This is a genomic window from Shewanella sp. HL-SH4, from assembly GCF_051164845.1.
GTDB lineage: Bacteria > Pseudomonadota > Gammaproteobacteria > Enterobacterales > Shewanellaceae > Shewanella > Shewanella glacialimarina.
In genome coordinates, this window is the sequence record NZ_CP195037.1 from 580,105 (window position 1) to 599,516 (window position 19,412).

At 45.7% G+C, this 19,412-nt stretch carries 6 protein-coding genes; all 6 read left to right on the forward strand.

Features of this window, described 5'->3' with window-relative positions:
- The first annotated feature begins 279 nt into the window (after positions 1-279).
- The 6 genes from ACRWQL_RS03475 to ACRWQL_RS03500 all read left to right on the forward strand — a co-directional run bounded on the left by ACRWQL_RS03475 (position 280) and on the right by ACRWQL_RS03500 (position 19,187).
- Complete coding sequence (locus tag ACRWQL_RS03475) at positions 280-1,152, forward strand: helix-turn-helix domain-containing protein (protein WP_226410340.1); 873 nt, start codon at positions 280-282, stop codon at positions 1,150-1,152.
- On the forward strand, positions 1,149-9,119 hold the full coding sequence (locus ACRWQL_RS03480) for a phosphopantetheine-binding protein (protein WP_434952382.1): 7,971 nt from the start codon (positions 1,149-1,151) through the stop codon (positions 9,117-9,119). Before ACRWQL_RS03475 ends, ACRWQL_RS03480 begins: the two co-directional genes overlap by 4 nt.
- Positions 9,116-11,311, forward strand: coding sequence for a PfaB family protein (locus tag ACRWQL_RS03485; RefSeq protein ID WP_434952384.1), 2,196 nt, complete (start codon positions 9,116-9,118; stop codon positions 11,309-11,311). The genes ACRWQL_RS03480 and ACRWQL_RS03485 overlap by 4 nt, the downstream gene beginning before the upstream one ends.
- Positions 11,308-17,178, forward strand: a complete 5,871-nt coding sequence (locus ACRWQL_RS03490; protein ID WP_434952386.1) for a beta-ketoacyl synthase N-terminal-like domain-containing protein — start codon at positions 11,308-11,310, stop codon at positions 17,176-17,178. Before ACRWQL_RS03485 ends, ACRWQL_RS03490 begins: the two co-directional genes overlap by 4 nt.
- A 17-nt stretch (positions 17,179-17,195) precedes the next feature.
- Complete coding sequence (gene pfaD, locus ACRWQL_RS03495; protein ID WP_434952388.1) at positions 17,196-18,836, forward strand: eicosapentaenoate synthase subunit PfaD; 1,641 nt, start codon at positions 17,196-17,198, stop codon at positions 18,834-18,836.
- 96 nt (positions 18,837-18,932) lie between these two features.
- Entirely contained in the window at positions 18,933-19,187 is a 255-nt protein-coding gene (locus tag ACRWQL_RS03500) for a hypothetical protein (RefSeq protein WP_434928829.1), read from the forward strand.
- Positions 19,188-19,412: the final 225 nt, after the last annotated feature.

Below are 19,412 nucleotides of genomic sequence, written 5' to 3' on the forward strand. Positions count from 1 at the left end.
ACTCACTACTAATCATGCTGATTAATCCACTTACTCAGGTTGACCCATTCTAATGAATCCTAACCACTCAATCTCTGTTGAATACAATCAATACTTCCTGATACTCATTTTGTAAATATAGCTTTTCGTTAACCAACACACGTTTTTAGTCTCGGGTGATTGTATCGGAGTGAAACCTCAGGTAATCTGCGTCTTCTTATTATATATAAGTGGATTTAGGCACAGTCAGCGCACGAACGACACGCCAGTCCCAACAGATTATTCGGATATGCTGTCTCGATGACAAAAAAGATAAGTACGCCTACAGAAGTGAGTCAGGCCGACGGGACTGCCAGCAAAAAAACGGTTAATCACCGCAATGCAACCACAACACCAGAGATGCGTCAGTTCATTCAAGAATCTGATCTCAGCGTAAGCCAATTATCTAAAATTCTGAATATTAGTGAAGCCACTGTGCGTAAATGGCGTAAGCGTGACTCTGTTGATAACACTCCTAACACGCCACACAAACTCAATACGACCCTGTCCCCCATGGAAGAATACGTCATGCTGGGCCTGCGTTATCAATTGAAAATGCCATTAGACAGGTTGTTAAAAGTCACCCAAGAATTTATTAACCCCAATGTGTCGCGCTCGGGTCTTGCCCGCTGCTTAAAACGCTTTGGGGTATCTAAGTTAGATGAGTTCGACAGCCCTTTTGTGCCCGAAAAATTTTTTAACCAGCTTCCTGTCACTCAAGGGGCTGACATTCAAACCTATACCGTAAACCCACAAACCTTAGCCGATACCTTGTCGCTTCCAAGTCCTGATCCTGACAATGTGGTGCAAGTGGTGTCCTTAAGTATTCCGCCCCAACTAACAAAGCAGCAAGCCTATTCAGTGCTGCTAGGAGTCGATTTCAAGTCAGACTGGGTTTACTTAGATATTTATCAAGACAGCCATACCCAAGCGAGTAATCGCTATATCACCCATGTCTTAAAGCACGGCCCGTTTCATTTACGAAAGTTGCTGGTCCGCAACTATCACAGTTTTCTTGCTCGATTTCCTGGAGCAAGTCTATCAGCTGCCAAGCCTAATAATGGCCAACCTAGCGCAGCTGAATCCCTACATCAGATGGCTCATTCCCAGCCATCAAACGGAGACTCACAATGAGCCAATCCAACAAAAACACCGACAAACGTCTTAACAAACGTTTAAAAGATATGCCTGTTGCCATAGTCGGCATGGCGAGTATTTTTGCCAATTCGCGTTATTTAAATAAGTTTTGGGATCTCATCAGCGAAAAAATTGATGCCATTACCGAAGTGCCTGACACTCATTGGCGCATAGAAGACTATTACGATGCAAACAAATCTGCGCCGGATAAAAGCTACTGTAAGCGTGGCGGTTTTTTACCAGAAGTTGACTTCAACCCAATGGAATTTGGCCTGCCGCCTAATATCCTTGAGCTAACTGACTCATCACAATTGTTGTCTCTTATCGTGGCCAAAGAAGTATTAGCCGATGCAGGCGTAGGTGCTGATTACGACACCGACCGCATTGGTATTACGTTAGGTGTGGGTGGTGGCCAAAAACTGAATCACAGTTTAAGTGGCCGTTTGCAATATCCTGTGCTTAAAAAGGTATTTAAAAGCAGCGGATTAAGTGATGAAGACACCGAAATGCTGATTAAAAAGTTTCAAGATCAGTATGTTCACTGGGAAGAGAACTCGTTCCCGGGATCTTTGGGTAACGTGATCGCCGGCCGTATTGCTAACCGTTTTGATTTTGGCGGCATGAACTGTGTGGTTGATGCCGCATGTGCTGGCTCATTAGCTGCGCTGCGTATGGCGTTAACTGAATTAACAGAACATCGCAGTGACATGATGATCACCGGCGGAGTATGTACCGATAACTCGCCTTCAATGTACATGAGTTTTTCTAAAACCCCTGCTTTTACCACTAACGAAACTATTCAACCTTTTGATATCGATTCAAAAGGCATGATGATTGGTGAAGGTATTGGCATGGTCGCGCTTAAGCGTCTTGAAGATGCTGAGCGTGATGGCGACCGTATTTATGCGGTCATTAAAGGTGTCGGCGCTTCATCAGATGGTAAGTTCAAAAGTATTTATGCTCCGCGCCCTGAAGGCCAAGCAAAAGCATTAAAACGCGCCTATGATGACGCAGGATTTGAGCCACACACTATTGGCTTAATTGAAGCCCATGGTACAGGTACTGCAGCGGGTGATGTGGCCGAGTTTAATGGCTTAAAGTCGGTATTTTCTGAAGGCAACGACACTAAGCAGCACATCGCTTTAGGCTCGGTTAAATCTCAAGTCGGTCACACTAAATCGACCGCAGGTACTGCCGGCGTGATTAAGGCGGCCCTTGCACTGCATCACAAGGTGTTACCGCCAACCATTAACGTCAGCAAACCTAATCCAAAGCTTGGCATTGGGGATTCACCGTTTTATTTGAACACCGAAACGCGTCCATGGATGCCACGCAGCGATGATACCCCGCGCCGCGCCGGTGTAAGCTCATTCGGTTTTGGTGGCACTAACTTCCACGTGGTGTTAGAAGAATACAAGCAAGATCATGCCCGTGATGCCAAGTATCGTCATCGCGCAGTGGCACAAAGCTTACTGATTAGCGCAAGTAATAAAGCGGCACTGCAAACTGAATTAACCCAGTTATTAAATATCGTAAAAGCAATTGATACCGCTTCACCTAATAGCAGTGAAATTGAATTAGCCAAGTTAGCTAAACGTTTTGCGGTAACAACACTTGATAGCCAAGCTGCACGTATTGGTATGGTAGTGAGTTCATTAACGGAACTTGTGACCCAACTGACCCAAGCGATTGCACAGCTTAGCGCGAACACCAATGATGCCTGGCAATTACCGTCTGGTACTAGCTATCGTACTAGCGCGTTAGTGGCTAATGACAGCAAGGTTAAAGTTGCCGCGCTATTTGCTGGTCAAGGTTCACAATACGTCAATATGGGTGTCGATTTAGCCTGTCATTACCCAGAAATGCGTCAGCAGTTAATGCTAGCCGACAAGGTGTTTGCTAAAAACAAGCAAACGCCATTGTCACAAATTCTATTCCCTATTCCAGCCTTTGAAGCTGATGACATTGCAGCCCAACAAGCGGCATTAACCAATACTGCGAATGCGCAAAGTGCTATTGGTGCCGTGAGCATGGGTCAGTATCAACTGTTATCCCATGCTGGTTTTAAAGCCGATATGGTCGCCGGACACAGTTTTGGTGAACTGTCGGCATTATGTGCTGCTGGGGTTATCTCTTCTGAGGATTACTACCAATTAGCCTTTGCCCGTGGTCAAGCTATGGCGGCAACACCTAAAGATCAAGATGCTGGCGCCATGTACGCGGTTATTTTGCCCGCCACTGCTGATACGGCCAATATTGATAAATTAGAACACTGCATCAAAGATTTTGATGGCGTGAAAGTGGCTAATTACAATTCCCCGACTCAGTTAGTGATTGCAGGCCCAACAGCAACCACCAGCGATGCGGCAAAAGCGATTCAAACCTCAGGCTTTAAAGCCATTGCTTTACCAGTATCAGGAGCTTTCCACACGCCGCTTGTGGCCCATGCCCAAGTACCGTTTGCTAAAGCCATCAGCAAGGTTAAATTTGCTAAGCCAGGCATGAGTTTATATGCCAATGGCACAGGGAAATTGTACCCTAAAGACCCTAAAGCCATTCAAACCGCCTTTAGCGAGCACATGCTGCAATCGGTGCGCTTCAGCGACCAATTACAGTCTATGTACGATGCTGGCGCCCGTGTCTTTGTTGAGTTTGGCCCGAAAAATATTTTACAAAAATTAGTTGAAGGCACCTTAGGCAACCAAAGCGATGCTGTCAGTGTAGTCAGCTTAAATCCAAATCCTAAAGGTAATAGCGATATTCAATTACGCCAGGCTGCAACTCAGCTTGCGGTATTAGGGTTAAGCCTTACAGAGGTTGACCCGTATCAAGCACCGATTGCTGAATTAGCTAAGTCATCGCCGATGAATGTCAAGCTAACTGCAACCAACTTCATCAGCCCTGCGACCAAAGCCAAAATGCAAAAGTCACTGGAAACAGGTCAAGTTGCGCTTAAAGAAGTGACGATTGAAGTGCCGGTTGAGAAGATTGTTGAAACTGTTGTTGAAAAAATTGTGGAAAAAGAAGTGATCAAAACAGAATATATTGAAGTGCCACAAGCTGGCAGTGCTAATGCTAATGCTAATGCGAGTAACAGTGCGAGTGCTCAAACAAGTGCTCCAGCCAACGCAGCTCCTGCAAACACAGCACCAGTCAGCCATGACAGCATTGGGGCATTTTTTGCCGCCCAGCAACAAACTGCTGAATTACATCAACAGTTTTTAGCCATTCCACAGCAATACGGCGATACGTTTGCCACCTTAATGGCTGCGCAAACGCAAATGGCGGCATCAGGCGTGGCTATTCCTGATAGCCTGCAGCAATCAATGGCATTTTTCCACCAGCATCAAGCGCAAACGCTGCAAAGCCATACCTTGTTCCTTGAGCAACAAGCGCTTTCAAGCCAAAACGCATTAGCCATGTTAAGCGGTCAAGCGCCAGTTGCATTTGCTCCGGCTCCGGCTCAAGCTCAAGTTCAAGCTGCGCCTGTAGCCACTCAAGCTCGCGTTCAACAGCCAGTTCAACATATTGCGACTCAAACGGCTGCGCCTCAAGCTACTGCTCAAACTGCAGTGACTCAAACACCTGTCGCTCAAGCTGCTGTGCAAAATCGCGCAGCTCCGGCTCCACAAGCGGCCGTTGCTATGTCAGCTCCAGCGCCTCAAGTGACGCCAGTTAAAGCTCCTGTACCAAATCCAGTTGCTGCTGCGGCGCCAGTTACTCCAGTGGTAGAAAGTTCAGGCTTAAGCACGCAAACAGCCCTGAGCGCGCAGAAAGTACTGCAAACCATGCTAGAAGTGGTGGCCGACAAAACCGGTTACCCTACTGAAATGCTAGAGCTTGGCATGGACATGGAAGCCGATTTAGGTATCGACTCTATCAAGCGTGTTGAGATTTTAGGTACGGTACAAGATGAGCTTCCAGGCTTACCAGAACTTAGCCCTGAAGATTTAGCCGAGTGTCGTACCCTTGGTGAAATCGTTGACTACATGAACTCTCGTCTACCAGCTGATGGACCTAAGCTGCCAGCAGCAGGTTCAAGCCCAGTTGCAGCATCGGTAGCATCAGCACCGACTTCATCAGAGAGCAACGGATTAAGTGCAGCAAAAGTTCAAAGCACCATGATGGCTGTGGTTGCCGACAAAACCGGTTACCCTACTGAAATGCTAGAACTTGGCATGGATATGGAAGCCGATTTAGGTATCGATTCTATCAAGCGTGTTGAAATTCTTGGTACGGTACAAGACGAATTACCAGGCTTACCAGAATTAAGCCCAGAAGATTTAGCCGAGTGTCGTACATTAGGTGAAATCGTTGATTACATGAACAGCAAATTGCCAACTGCGGGCGCTGCGCCAGCTCAATCAGCTGTCGCGCCTGTTGCATCTGCAAGCAATGGCTTGTCTGCAGCAACAGCCTTGAGCGCGCAACAGGTACAAAGCACCATGATGGCTGTGGTTGCCGACAAAACCGGTTACCCTACTGAAATGCTAGAACTTGGCATGGATATGGAAGCCGATTTAGGTATCGATTCTATCAAGCGTGTTGAGATTCTAGGTACGGTTCAAGACGAATTACCAGGCTTACCAGAATTAAGCCCAGAAGATTTAGCCGAGTGTCGTACATTAGGCGAGATTGTTGACTACATGAACTCTAAGCTCCCAGCACAAGGCGCCGCTTCAGTACAACATACTGTGTCTGCGCAAGCAGCTCCTGCATCAGGTTTAAGCGCGCAAAAGGTTCAAAGCACCATGATGGCTGTGGTTGCCGACAAAACAGGTTACCCAACTGAAATGCTAGAACTTGGCATGGATATGGAAGCTGACTTAGGTATCGACTCTATCAAGCGAGTTGAGATTTTAGGTACGGTACAGGATGAGCTTCCAGGCTTACCAGAACTGAACCCAGAAGATTTAGCCGAGTGTCGTACCTTAGGCGAAATCGTTGCTTATATGAACTCTAAGCTCCCAGCACAAGGCGCCGCTTCAGTACAACATACTGTGTCTGCACAAGCCGCTCCTGCATCAGGTTTAAGCGCTGAAACAGCCTTGAGCGCTGAAAAAGTACAAAGCACTATGATGTCAGTGGTTGCCGACAAAACCGGTTACCCAACTGAAATGCTTGAGTTAAGCATGGACATGGAAGCTGATTTAGGTATCGACTCTATCAAGCGTGTTGAGATTTTAGGCACAGTACAAGATGAGCTTCCAGGATTACCAGAACTGAACCCAGAAGATTTAGCCGAGTGTCGTACCTTAGGTGAAATCGTCGCCTATATGAACTCTAAGCTAACTGCTGGCGGCGCATCAACAACTAGCCCTGCTGCACAAACTGTTGTTCACCAAGCTACAGCTGAACTTGCTACCGACTTACCTCCTCATCAGGAAGTCGCGCTAAAAAAGCTACCAGCGGCGGATAAGTTAGTTGGCTGTTTTTCGAAAGACGCATGCATCGTTATCAATGATGACGGCCACAATGCCGGCGTACTAGCAGAAAAATTAGCATCAACAGGCCTAACCGTCGCAGTGATCCATAGCCCTAAAGACATTACCAATAAACAGTCGCCACTAAGTAGTGCAGTTGCTAGCTTTGAGTTAACGCAAGTCAGTGATGATGCGATTAGCGCTGTGATTAAACAGATTAGTGCTAAACACAAGATTGCAGGTTTTGTGCATCTACAACCTCAGTTTGAACAGATAAACAATGCATTACCACTGAGTGATGCGGCTTTTGCAGCGGTTGAGCAAGCCTTCTTAATGGCGAAGCATTTACAAAAAGGTTTTGAAACCCTATCAAAAACTGAGCGTGTTAGCTTTATGACGGTAAGTCGGATTGATGGTGGTTTTGGTTATTTAGATACCCAAGCCCTAGCGACAACTGAGCTAAACCAGGCGGCACTGTCAGGATTAAGCAAAACATTAAGCCATGAATGGCCAAACGTGTTCTGCCGCGCCTTAGATATTGCACCAAGCTTTGAAGCGGCAGAACTAGCCAAGGCAATTGTTGCAGAGCTGTTTGATATTGACACATCAATCACTGAAATCGGCATCAGCAAGCAAGGTCGTCACACGCTTAGTGCAACGGCTTGTGCTAAAACACGTTACCAAACCACCACGTTAAACAGCGATGATACTGTGTTAGTTACGGGTGGCGCAAAAGGAGTCACATTTGAATGTGCCCTCACCTTAGCTAAACAAACTAAATCACACTTTGTTTTAGCGGGACGTAGCGAGCATTTAGCGGCTAATTTACCAACCTGGGCGCAAGGCAAAAAAGTTAATGAGCTTAAAGCGGCAGCGATTGGGTTTATTCAATCCCAAGGTGACAAGCCAACACCTAAGCAAATTGATGCCTTAGTTTGGCCTATTACCAGCAGCTTAGAAATAGACCGCGCGCTTAGTGCATTTAAAGACGTGGGCGCCAGCGCTGAATATATCAGCATGGATGTCAGCTCAGATGCGGCAATTAAGCAAACGATTAAAGGGCTTAACACCATTACAGGCATCATCCATGGAGCTGGTGTGTTAGCCGACAAACATATTCAAGACAAAACCTTAGCGGAATTAGGTCGAGTATATGGCACTAAAGTATCGGGTTTTGCCGGCATTATTAACGCCATAGATGCCAGCAAACTTAAGCTAGTGGCGATGTTCTCATCTGCGGCGGGTTTTTACGGCAATACAGGCCAAAGTGACTATTCAATGTCTAATGAGATCCTCAACAAAACAGCACTGCAACTTGCGGCTAACTACCCACAAGCCAAAGTGATGAGCTTTAACTGGGGCCCTTGGGACGGCGGTATGGTCAGTTCAGCATTGAAGAAGATGTTTGTTGAGCGCGGCGTGTACGTTATTCCATTAGATAAAGGCGCAAACTTGTTTGCCCACAGCCTGCTGTCTGAAACGGGCGTGCAGATGCTGATTGGATCGAGTATGCAAGGTTCTGACGCTTCAGCCCAAGCGAGTGCTGCTGTAAAAAAGCTTAATGCGGACTCTTTGCATTACGCCAAGGGTTCGCTGACACTGACTTTTAATGGCGTGAACAACACTTATATTGTTGAACGTGTACTTAACCCGCTTTTAATGCCCTTCATTGAAGATCATTGCATTGCGGGTAATCCAGTACTGCCGACAGTATGTGCCATTCAATGGATGCGTGAAACTGCGCAGCTATTATGTGGCCAGGCCGTTTGCGTTCAAGATTATAAGTTACTCAAAGGCATTATTTTTGACACCAATACGCCACAGGTATTAACCCTGACATTGACGCAAACTGAGGCCGGCTTAAATGCAATTATTGCTAGCCGTCTGCAAAGCGATCCGGTAGACAGCCCGTTAAGGCCGCAATATCAAGCGAGCCTGATTGTTAATGAAAAAGTTGTTAACCAAAACTTGGTTAACGAGAAAATTGTTAATGCATCTAACGCCTTACCTGCAATCATCACCACTGCAAAACAGTTGGCAAATGAAGGTAAAGTGATTAGCACTGACAGCGAGCTTTATTCAAACGGCAGCTTATTCCACGGCCCTCGCCTACAAGGGATTAAGCAAGTGTTAATTGCTGACGATCAGCAGTTGGTGTGCAAAGTTGAACTACCGCTGATTAACGACAATGATTGTGCCGGTTTTGCACCTAAGTTAACCCTTGGTGGCAGTCAGGCATTTGCTGAGGATTTGCTATTACAGGCCATGCTTGTGTGGGCGCGTATTAAGCATGATGCCGCCAGCTTGCCGTCAAGCATTGGTGAACTGACTACTTACGTGCCTTTTGCATCGGGTGATACAGGTTATTTAGTGCTAACGGTACTGAAAAGCAGCGGCCGTTCACTCACTGCCTATATTGCGCTTTACCATGAAGATGGTCGCTTAAGTTGCACTATGTCAGCGGCTAAAACCACTATTAGCAAAAGCTTGAACGATGCCTTTATCGCACCGCGTAATAAGCTTATAGAGGGTGCAATTTGAGTACTGACTTAACAGATAACTCATTAACTGGCCGCGCATTAACTAGCGCGGAACTAGCCCAAGCCGTGAAGCAACGCCACACTATGCCACTGCGCATAGCGGTGTTGCTTAACGCACCTAAGGTGATGGCTCAAACTGAGATCCAGTTTGTTAGCCTTGATGAAACTAATCAGCTTGGGTTTGAACAAGCCCTTGCTGATACAGCAGAGCGTCTAACCAGTGTCCAACCGGCAAATGTGATCATTAATTTAGCAGACAAGTTATGGTTAATGCCTGCGCTGATGGCGGCAAAGAATGGTATTCACCCACATGCTTTAATTAACGGTGTCGGCATTGCTGAAAATAGCCTTGAAGCCATTAATCAAGCTTTAGCGCATGCTAAACGGGATCACGTTCAGCCTGTGGTGCAAACCGTTAAAGCAGGATCAGCCAGACATAAGCTTAATCAACTTCATGGCTTAGTCACTTCTATGGCGACAAGGCAGCTTCCAGTTGCTAACTGCTTAGCCTCTTCAAGTGCTAGCGAACAAGGTTATTGGTTTTGCGAGTTTCATCAAAGCCGAGTGGCTGCTTTTGCTAGCTCAATGTGCGCTAACTCGCATCAAGCAGTCATTTTAACCCAGGGCACAGGGCTGATTACTGCCAAGCCTTTACTCAATACTTCACGATTATGGCTGCCTATTGGCGCAATATCGATTGATGATTTACAAGCCCAGTTAGCGTCATTAGCACTATTGCTGAGTCGTTTAGCCAGTGACTCAAGTAATGATATTACGTTATTGGAACTGATTAAACAGCAGCTTATTGGTTATCAAGCTAAGTCAGCAATAAACAGCTTAAGCGCTGTGGTGATGGCAAGCAGTTATGAGGCACTTTGTGTTGAAGTCAACGCCATGCTTAACGCAGTAAGCCACACTGACAGTACTGATATTCACTCACCGATTAATTATAAAACGCCTGCTGGCAGTGCTTTTACTCATCAGCCCTTAGGTGAAAATGGCTTAAGTTTTGTCTATCCCGGTGTTGGCACCGTGTATCCCAATATGTTTAAACACTTGGGGCATACTTTTCCTGCGCTTTATAGTGAGCTTGAAAAACAAGGTGATTTGCAAGCCATGTTGCAAAGTCAGCTAATCTATTCGACAGAAGATACGGCAACGGCACAGAGCATGAGTTTATCTGAACTGGCTATTTCAGGTGTTGGCGCCAGTTATATGCTGACCAAGTTGTTAGAAAAAGAATTTAACATCAAGCCTAAATTAGCCTTGGGTTATTCGATGGGTGAAGCCTCAATGTGGGCGAGCCTCAATGTGTGGCAACAGCCACACAGTTTAATTGATGCCACCCAAACAAGTTCATTATTCACCCAGGATATTTCAGGGCCATTACTGTGTGTTAGACAAGATTGGCAGCTTGATGTATCAGACGCCACCAAAGGCGAAGACATTGTATGGAACAGCTTTATTACTCGGGCAACACCTGAGGAATTAGCACCACACCTTGCAGATTACCCTAGGGCATACATTGCCATTATTCAGGGCGATACCTGTGTGGTTGCTGGGTGTGAAGCCAGCTGTAAAGCCATGCTTAAACAAGCGGGTAAACGGGGCATTGCATCCAATAAAGTCACTGCAATGCACACGCCGCCGGCGATGCAAATTATTGAGCAGGTAAAGCAGTTTTATCACCAGCCTCTGATGGCGGACTTACCCAATGACATCCGCTTTATCACAGCAACAGAAGCTGAGCCAATAGTGTTAAGCCCGGATGCAATAGCCCAATCGATTGCCGATACTTTTTGCCATCAATTGGATTTTACCCAGTTAATTGCCAAGGCTTGTCAGCATGGCAGCAGGCTATTTGTTGAAATTGGCGCGGACAGACAAACTAGCACGCTAATCGATAAAATTTTAACCAGCCAGCTTGCTGATAAACAGGTTAATCAAGACAGCTTTTCAGCCCAAGCTATTGCCGTTAATGCTAAAGGTGCGGATGAAAGTATCAGTTTATTGAAATGCTTAAGCCAGTTATTAACCCATCAAGTCCCTATGTCATTTACCCCTTTTATCGACAGCATTGATTGTGCCATCTCACAAGAGCTAGCACGCGCGGTCGAACAATTAGCGGTTCTTGCTGATCCGATTTTATCGTCTCAGGCACCTCACCCTATTTCAGAAGGAGAACCTCATTGAGTTCTCATAATGCCCCCAAAATTGCCATAGTCGGCCTTGCTAATCAGTATCCTGATGCGGACACGCCGGCTAAGTTTTGGCAAAACTTATTAGATAAAAAAGACTCACGTAGTCAAATCAGCGATCAAAAACTGAATGCCAGCCCAAGTGACTACACAGGCGTGCAAGGTCAGTCTGACCGCTTTTATTGCGACAAAGGCGGCTACATTGAAAACTTCAGTTTCAATGCCAATGGTTACCATGTGCCAGCCAGTGCATTTGACGGTTTAGATGACAGTTTTTTATGGGCCACAGACACTGCGCGTAATGCCTTAAATGATGCGGGCATATCGTTAAACGATAGCCGCTTATCACGCACCGGTATTGTGATGGGCACGCTGTCATTCCCCACGGCTAAGTCCAATGAGCTGTTTGTGCCGCTTTATCACGGCGCAGTTGAAAAAGCGCTACAGGTAAAACTTGAGCAGCCTAATTTTGTGCTCCAAGGCTTTGGCAACGAGCAGCAGTTAGGTCTGCCGCGAACAATCAACTACCGCAATGGCGCCATCGCTCATAATGCCTCTAAGCTCGTTGCCGATGCACTGGGTTTAGGCGCAGCGCAATTAAGCTTAGATGCCGCCTGTGCAAGTTCTGTTTATGCCTTAAAACTGGCGTGTGATTACTTGCACACAGGCAAAGCAGATATCATGCTAGCGGGTGCAGTATCAGGCGCGGATCCTTTCTTTATCAACATGGGTTTCTCGATTTTTCACGCCTACCCAGACCACGGCATTTCAGCGCCGTTTGACAGTAACAGCAAAGGCTTATTTGCTGGTGAAGGTGCGGGTGTATTAGTACTCAAACGCCTCGAGGATGCCGAGCGTGATGGCGACCATATTTATGCCCTCGTTAGCGGTATTGGCTTGTCAAACGATGGAAAAGGTCAGTTTGTACTAAGCCCAAATAGCAAAGGTCAGGTGTTGTCATTTGAGCGCGCTTATCGTGAAGCTGACATCGCGCCTGCCAGCATTGAAGTGATTGAATGCCACGCAACGGGTACGCCTTTGGGTGACAAGGTCGAGCTGACGTCGATGGAGCGCTTTTTTGAAGATAAGCTTAATGGCAGCGCAACCCCATTAATTGGTTCAGCTAAATCTAATCTAGGCCACTTGCTTACCGCAGCAGGTATGCCCGGGATAATGAAAATGATTTTCGCCATGCGCCAAGGTGTGTTGCCGCCAAGTATCAATATCAGCAGCCCTATCGCCTCGCCGAATCAATTGTTTGGTCAGCAAACCTTGCCTAATGAAGTGTTACCTTGGCCAGACAAAGCAGGCAATACAGCGCGTCATGCTGGGGTGTCGGTATTTGGCTTTGGTGGCTGTAACGCGCATTTATTGATTGAATCTTATGATAATGATGCGATTAATCATGGTTCAACCAATACACCGGCTACCAAACAAGACACGTTAAACGCTGCTAACACGCCGCTTAACATTACCGGTATGGCTGCCCATTTTGGCCAAACCAGCAACATTAATGCACTGGCAGACAAGATAGCTCAGCAACAACCTTTGATGACAGACTTACCTGCTAAACGCTGGAAAGGGTTAAATAATCATCCCGAGTTATTAGCAAAACACGGTCTGCACTCTGTTCCCCAAGGCGCTTATATTGAACAGTTTGACTTTGATTTTTTGCGCTTTAAAGTGCCGCCAAATGAAGATGACAGATTAATCTCACAGCAACTGTTATTAATGAAAGTGGCCGATGAAGCCATCGTGGACGCCAAACTTAAACCTGGCAGTAAAGTCGCGGTATTGGTGGCGATGGAAACTGAGCTTGAACTGCATCAGTTCCGTGGCCGCGTTAATCTGCATAGCCAAATAGCCCAAAGCCTTAAAGCACAGGGTGTTGTGCTAACAGATAATGAATACCACGCCCTTGAAGCTATTGCCATGGACAGTGTATTAGATGCCGCCAAGCTGAATCAGTACACCAGTTTTATTGGCAATATTATGGCGTCGCGGATTTCATCATTGTGGGACTTTAATGGTCCGGCCTTTACTATTTCAGCAGGCGAGCAATCTGTGAGTCGCTGTATTGATGTGGCACAAAATCTGTTTGCTTTAGGCTCAATTCAAGAGCCACTAGACGCTGTGATCATAGCGGCAGTAGATTTGTCGGGTAGTATTGAAAATATGCTGCTTAAAAATGGCTGTTTATCTGCATCAGGTATTCAGGCAAGCGATATTGCTAATAGCACTTGGCATGTTGGCGAAGGTGCTGGAGCAATTGTATTGCAGACAAAAACGGCCAATACCAGCTTAACTGACAAGAGTTACGCCAGTATCGACAGTTTGCAATTTAGTAGCCACTATTCCGCCAATAATATCAGTGCTAACGTGTTTGCTAAGTCGGCTAATTTGATTGAACTTAATCAATCTCCTGAAAGCCGTTTTGATGTTACTGGCCAAGCATTGTTTAGCCAATTAGCATCTGGCACAACAATGCTAACCCAAGCGCAAGATTTAATGGGACACAGTTTTGCGGCATCCGGCATGGCCAGTATGCTGCACGCTTTGATTAAGATGAGTCAGTTTAATGTCAGTGATGGCGTTAATGCGGCTAATACAAGTGCTAACCATGTTAGTGCTAAAATCGTCACGGTAAGTGAAAACAAGTGTTCAAACATTGAGTTATCGGTATCTCAGCCACAGCAACAAGCGCTAACACATCGTTTGAGTGCGCCCCTTGCACAGCAGCTATCGCACACAATCGCGACTGGCAGCAAATTAAGTTTAATCAAGCAAGTCAGCCTTGGTGGACGAGATATTTACCAGCATATTATCGATACACCAATAGCATCAATTGACAGCATTAAAGCTAAATGCGCCCATATTGCTCCGCAAGCAAAGGCAGCGACATCCGTCACAGTCGTTCCTATGACAAACACGCTATCGACAACAAAAAATGCGCCCTCAACAGAGACGACACACACTATTATGCCTAATCTAAAACCGGCTTCTCCAGCACTAAATTCAGCAAACTCTGCATTTACCCAGAGTCTGCCACCAGCCCATTTAAATGCTTTTCAGCAAAACCAGTGGCTAGCGCAACAAGCACATTTGGCATTTTTAAAAAGCCGTGATGCGGGCCTTAAAGTGGCCGATACCTTACTAAAGCAGCAGTTAGCTCAGGCCAACGTCCAGCAAAATACTTACCCATCAAACCCTGTACTTGCTCAACCTTTACAACAGCAAGCTCAAGCGGTAAACGTATTAGCCCAACCTGTGCCACAAACGGCATTAACACCCAATCATGCTAAGGTTCCCGCCTACACAGCCCCAATTCCAGCGGATAAACCGTGCATTTGGAATTACGCAGATTTAGTGGAATATGCCGAAGGGGATATCGCCAAGGTATTTGGTCAAGATTACGCCATTATTGACGGCTATAAACGTCGCGTACGTCTGCCTACCACTGACTATTTATTGGTATCACGCGTCACCAAGCTTGATGCGACCATGAACCAATATAAGCCCTGTTCAATGACCACTGAATATGACATCCCAGTGGATGCCCCTTATTTAGTCGATGGTCAAATCCCTTGGGCAGTTGCGGTGGAATCTGGTCAATGTGACTTGATGCTGATCAGCTATTTAGGCATCGACTTTGAAAATAAAGGCGAGCGTGTTTATCGCTTATTAGATTGTACCCTGACTTTCTTGGCTGATTTACCTCGCGGCGGCGACACTCTGCGTTACGATATTAAAATCAATAACTTTGCTAGCAATGGCGACACGCTACTGTTCTTCTTCTCTTACGAATGTTTCGTTGGCGATAAGATGATCCTCAAAATGGATGGCGGCTGTGCAGGCTTCTTTACTGATAAAGAACTCGCAGACGGAAAAGGCGTAATTCACACTGAAGATGAAATCAAAAACCGTCTTAGCGTGATGAACAATCCTAATAAGCCGCGTTTTGAACCACTGCTACATTGTGCTCAAACAGCGTTTAACTATGGTCAAATTCATCATTTACTCAATGGCGATATCGGTAGCTGTTTTGGCGGCGCCCATGTTAGCCACCAGCTAGAAAATGGATTACAGCCATCGTTATGTTTCGCCTCTGAAAAATTCTTAATGATTGAGCAAGTGAGCAAGTTAGATGTCCGTGGCGGTGCTTGGGGCTTAGGCTTAATTGAAGGCCATAAACAATTGGCACCGGATCACTGGTATTTCCCATGCCACTTCCAAGGCGATCAGGTCATGGCTGGATCATTAATGGCCGAAGGCTGTGGTCAGTTATTACAGTTCTTTATGTTGCATATCGGCATGCACACACAAGTGAGTAATGGTCGTTTCCAACCACTTGAAAATGCTTCGCAAAAAGTACGTTGTCGCGGACAAGTATTACCGCAACATGGGACATTAACTTATCGTATGGAAGTCACTGAAATTGGCACAAGCCCTCGCCCATATGCAAAGGCGAACATTGATATTTTGCTTAATGGCAAAGTAGTGGTCGATTTCCAAAACTTAGGCGTAATGATTAAAGAAGAAAGCGAATGTACTCTTTACCCGCTTTTATCTTCAGCGGCCACGAGTGCGAATATCCCCGTAAATAAAGCGCCATTGATGGCACAAGTGCCGGATTTAAGTGCGCCAACCAATAAAGGGGTTATTCCGCTTAAGCACGTTGAAGCACCTACAGTGGCAGCTGATTCTAAATATGCCAACCGCGTACCTGATACAGTGCCATTTACGCCTTATCATATGTTTGAATTTGCCACCGGTAACATTGAAAAATGTTTCGGCCCAGAGTTCAGCATTTACCGCGGCTTAATTCCACCACGTACTCCCTGTGGTGATTTACAGCTAACCACTCGCGTCGTTGAAATTAACGGTAAACGCGGTGAGCTGAAAAAACCTTCTTCTTGTATTGCTGAATACGAAGTGCCTGCAGATGCCTGGTATTTTGCCAAAAACAGTCATCAAGCAGTTATGCCGTATTCGGTACTAATGGAAATATCATTACAACCCAATGGCTTTATTTCTGGTTACATGGGCACCACCCTAGGCTTCCCAGGGCAAGAGCTGTTTTTCCGTAACCTAGATGGCGGCGGCAAATTACTGCGCCATGTAGATTTACGCGGTAAAACTATCGTCAACGATTCAAAGTTGTTATCAACGGTTATTGCTGGCAGCAATATTATTCAAAGCTTTACCTTTGAACTCAGCGTTGATAACGAGCCGTTTTATACTGGTAGCGCGGTTTTTGGTTACTTTAAAGGTGATGCGCTTAAAAACCAGCTTGGTATCGATAACGGTAGAATTACTCAGCCTTGGCATATCGACAATAATGTTGCTGCTGACATTAGCGTCAATTTACTCGATAAAACTTCACGGGTATTTAATGCGCCAGCCAGTCAGCCGCATTATCGACTAGCGGGCGGCCAACTTAACTTTATCGACAAAGCGGAAATTGTGAACACAGGCGGCAACTACGGTAAAGGATATCTTGCTGCGTCACGCACTATTGATCCAAGTGATTGGTTCTTCCAATTCCACTTCCATCAAGATCCGGTAATGCCGGGCTCATTAGGTGTTGAAGCCGTGATTGAGTTAATGCAAACTTACGCCATCAGCACAGACTTAGGTAAAGGTTTCACTAACCCGAAATTTGGCCAAATTCTGTCGGACATTAAATGGAAATATCGTGGTCAAATTAACCCATTAAACAAACAAATGTCACTCGATGTGCATATCAGCGCAGTAAAAGATGAAGACGGCAAACGCATCATCATAGGCGATGCAAATCTTAGCAAAGATGGTCTGCGTATTTATGAAGTCAAAGACATCGCAATCTGTATTGAAGAAGCTTAGGCCCAAAAGGAATAATAATGACAACACAAGTGCATAACGAAAAGCTTTCACCATGGCCTTGGATAGTAGATTCAAACGATGCCAATTTTGACCTTGCTACTATTGGCAAAAAACTAAAAGATTTGTCACAGGCATGCTATTTAATTAATCACCCTGAGAAAGGGTTGGGTGTGGCTCAACATGCTCAGGTGATTACTGAGCAAAATGATGCGTTAACGGCAAATAACCAAAACTTACCGGTGAGTGCGTTTGCCCCAGCCCTTGGCACCCAAAGCTTAGGTGACAGTAACTTCCGTCGTGTTCACGGGGTTAAATACGCCTATTATGCAGGTGCTATGGCCAATGGCATTGCCTCTGAAGAGTTAGTGATAGCCTTAGGCCAGGCAGGTATTTTATGCTCATTTGGTGCAGCAGGTCTTATTCCATCACGGGTTGAACAAGCTATTAGCCGCATTCAAGCGGCGCTGCCAAACGGCCCGTATATGTTTAACTTAATCCACAGCCCAAGCGAGCCCGCATTAGAGCGCGGCAGTGTGGAATTATTTTTAAAGCACAAAGTGCGTACCGTTGAGGCATCAGCCTTTTTAGGCTTAACCCCACAAATTGTGTACTACCGCGCCGCCGGATTAAGCCGTGATGCAAATGGCGAGATTAATATCGCCAATAAAGTGATAGCTAAAATTAGCCGCACCGAAGTGGCGATTAAATTTATGGAGCCGGCTCCTGAAAAAATGCTCCAAAAACTGGTTGATGAAGGCTTAATTACCCCAGAACAAATGGCACTAGCGCTACTTGTGCCGATGGCTGATGACATTACTGCAGAAGCCGATTCTGGCGGCCATACCGACAATCGTCCTTTGGTGACGTTATTGCCGACTATTTTGGCACTTAAAGACAAAGTCCAAGCGCAATATCAATACAAAACACCGATCCGTGTCGGTTGTGGTGGCGGTGTGGGTACACCCGATGCTGCGCTGGCGACATTTAACATGGGCGCAGCGTTCATTGTGACCGGCTCAATCAACCAGGCTTGTGTTGAAGCTGGCGCGAGTGAATATACACGTAAACTTTTGGCTACCACCGAAATGGCCGATGTGACTATGGCACCAGCGGCAGATATGTTTGAGATGGGCGTTAAGCTGCAAGTGGTAAAACGCGGCACCTTGTTTCCGATGCGCGCCAACAAACTGTATGAGCTTTATACTCGCTATGATTCTATCGAAGCCATCCCTGTTGATGAGCGTGAAAAGCTTGAAAAACAAGTGTTCCGCTCAAGTTTAGAAGATATTTGGGCTGGTACAGTCGCACATTTTAATGAACGTGACCCGAAACAAATTGAGCGCGCTAAAGATAATCCAAAACGAAAAATGGCATTGATTTTCCGCTGGTATTTAGGGTTATCTAGCCGCTGGTCTAACACTGGTGAAGTGGGCCGTGAAATGGACTACCAAATTTGGGCAGGTCCTTCACTAGGCGCGTTCAATGAATGGGCTAAAGGCAGTTATTTAGATGATTATACTAAGCGAAATGCGGTAGACTTAGCTAAACACATGATGCATGGCGCCGCATACCAAGCCCGAGTTAACTTACTTACCGCCCAAGGTGTGGCAGTTCCCGTTGAATTACAACGCTGGCGCCCACAGGATCTGGTGAAATAGTTAACCACTTGGATAGCAAGCTGGTATCAATAAAAGTATCAGTAATGTCAGTCTCTTTTAAAAGGAAGCGACTGACAATTAAATTAGGTAACGGCTATGAGTGAAACGCAAAAACTGGATTTCTCAGCGGTAAATGGCACAACATTAGCGTCTTTTAATCAGCATAAAAATTTGATTAAGCGGATGTTAAAGGGCAATAGTGCAACTTGCAGTGAGTGTAATAAACCACTGACATTATTGTTACCGCCAAATACTCATAAAGCCAAACCCAGCGAAAAAGCACCGGGTATTTATTGCGCAAAAGGCTGTACTGATATCGAGCTTGATATGGAAGCAGTATCCTTGATGTAATATGAGTAAAGTGCATTTTTTTAATGATTAAAGGCGCCTTTAGCGCCTTTTTTATTGCCTGAATTGGCACAAGCTTGAGTTACCGTGTTTTAAAATAAATAACATTCATTAAACAATGGTTGAAATAAAATATATCTAACCTCGGTCTACATTTTTACTAACAAACACTATAATATTAAAAGTACATAAACGTTTTGCATATTAATATGCCTTACATAATAAAAA

What these genes read in the sequence shown, in the direction of transcription:
- ACRWQL_RS03475 (WP_226410340.1), top strand. Translation starts at nt 280, where the DNA reads ATGACAAAAAAGATAAGTACGCCTACAGAAGTGAGTCAGGCCGACGGG.
- ACRWQL_RS03480 (WP_434952382.1), top strand. Translation starts at nt 1,149, where the DNA reads ATGAGCCAATCCAACAAAAACACCGACAAACGTCTTAACAAACGTTTA.
- pfaD (WP_434952388.1), top strand. Translation starts at nt 17,196, where the DNA reads ATGACAACACAAGTGCATAACGAAAAGCTTTCACCATGGCCTTGGATA.
- ACRWQL_RS03500 (WP_434928829.1), top strand. Translation starts at nt 18,933, where the DNA reads ATGAGTGAAACGCAAAAACTGGATTTCTCAGCGGTAAATGGCACAACA.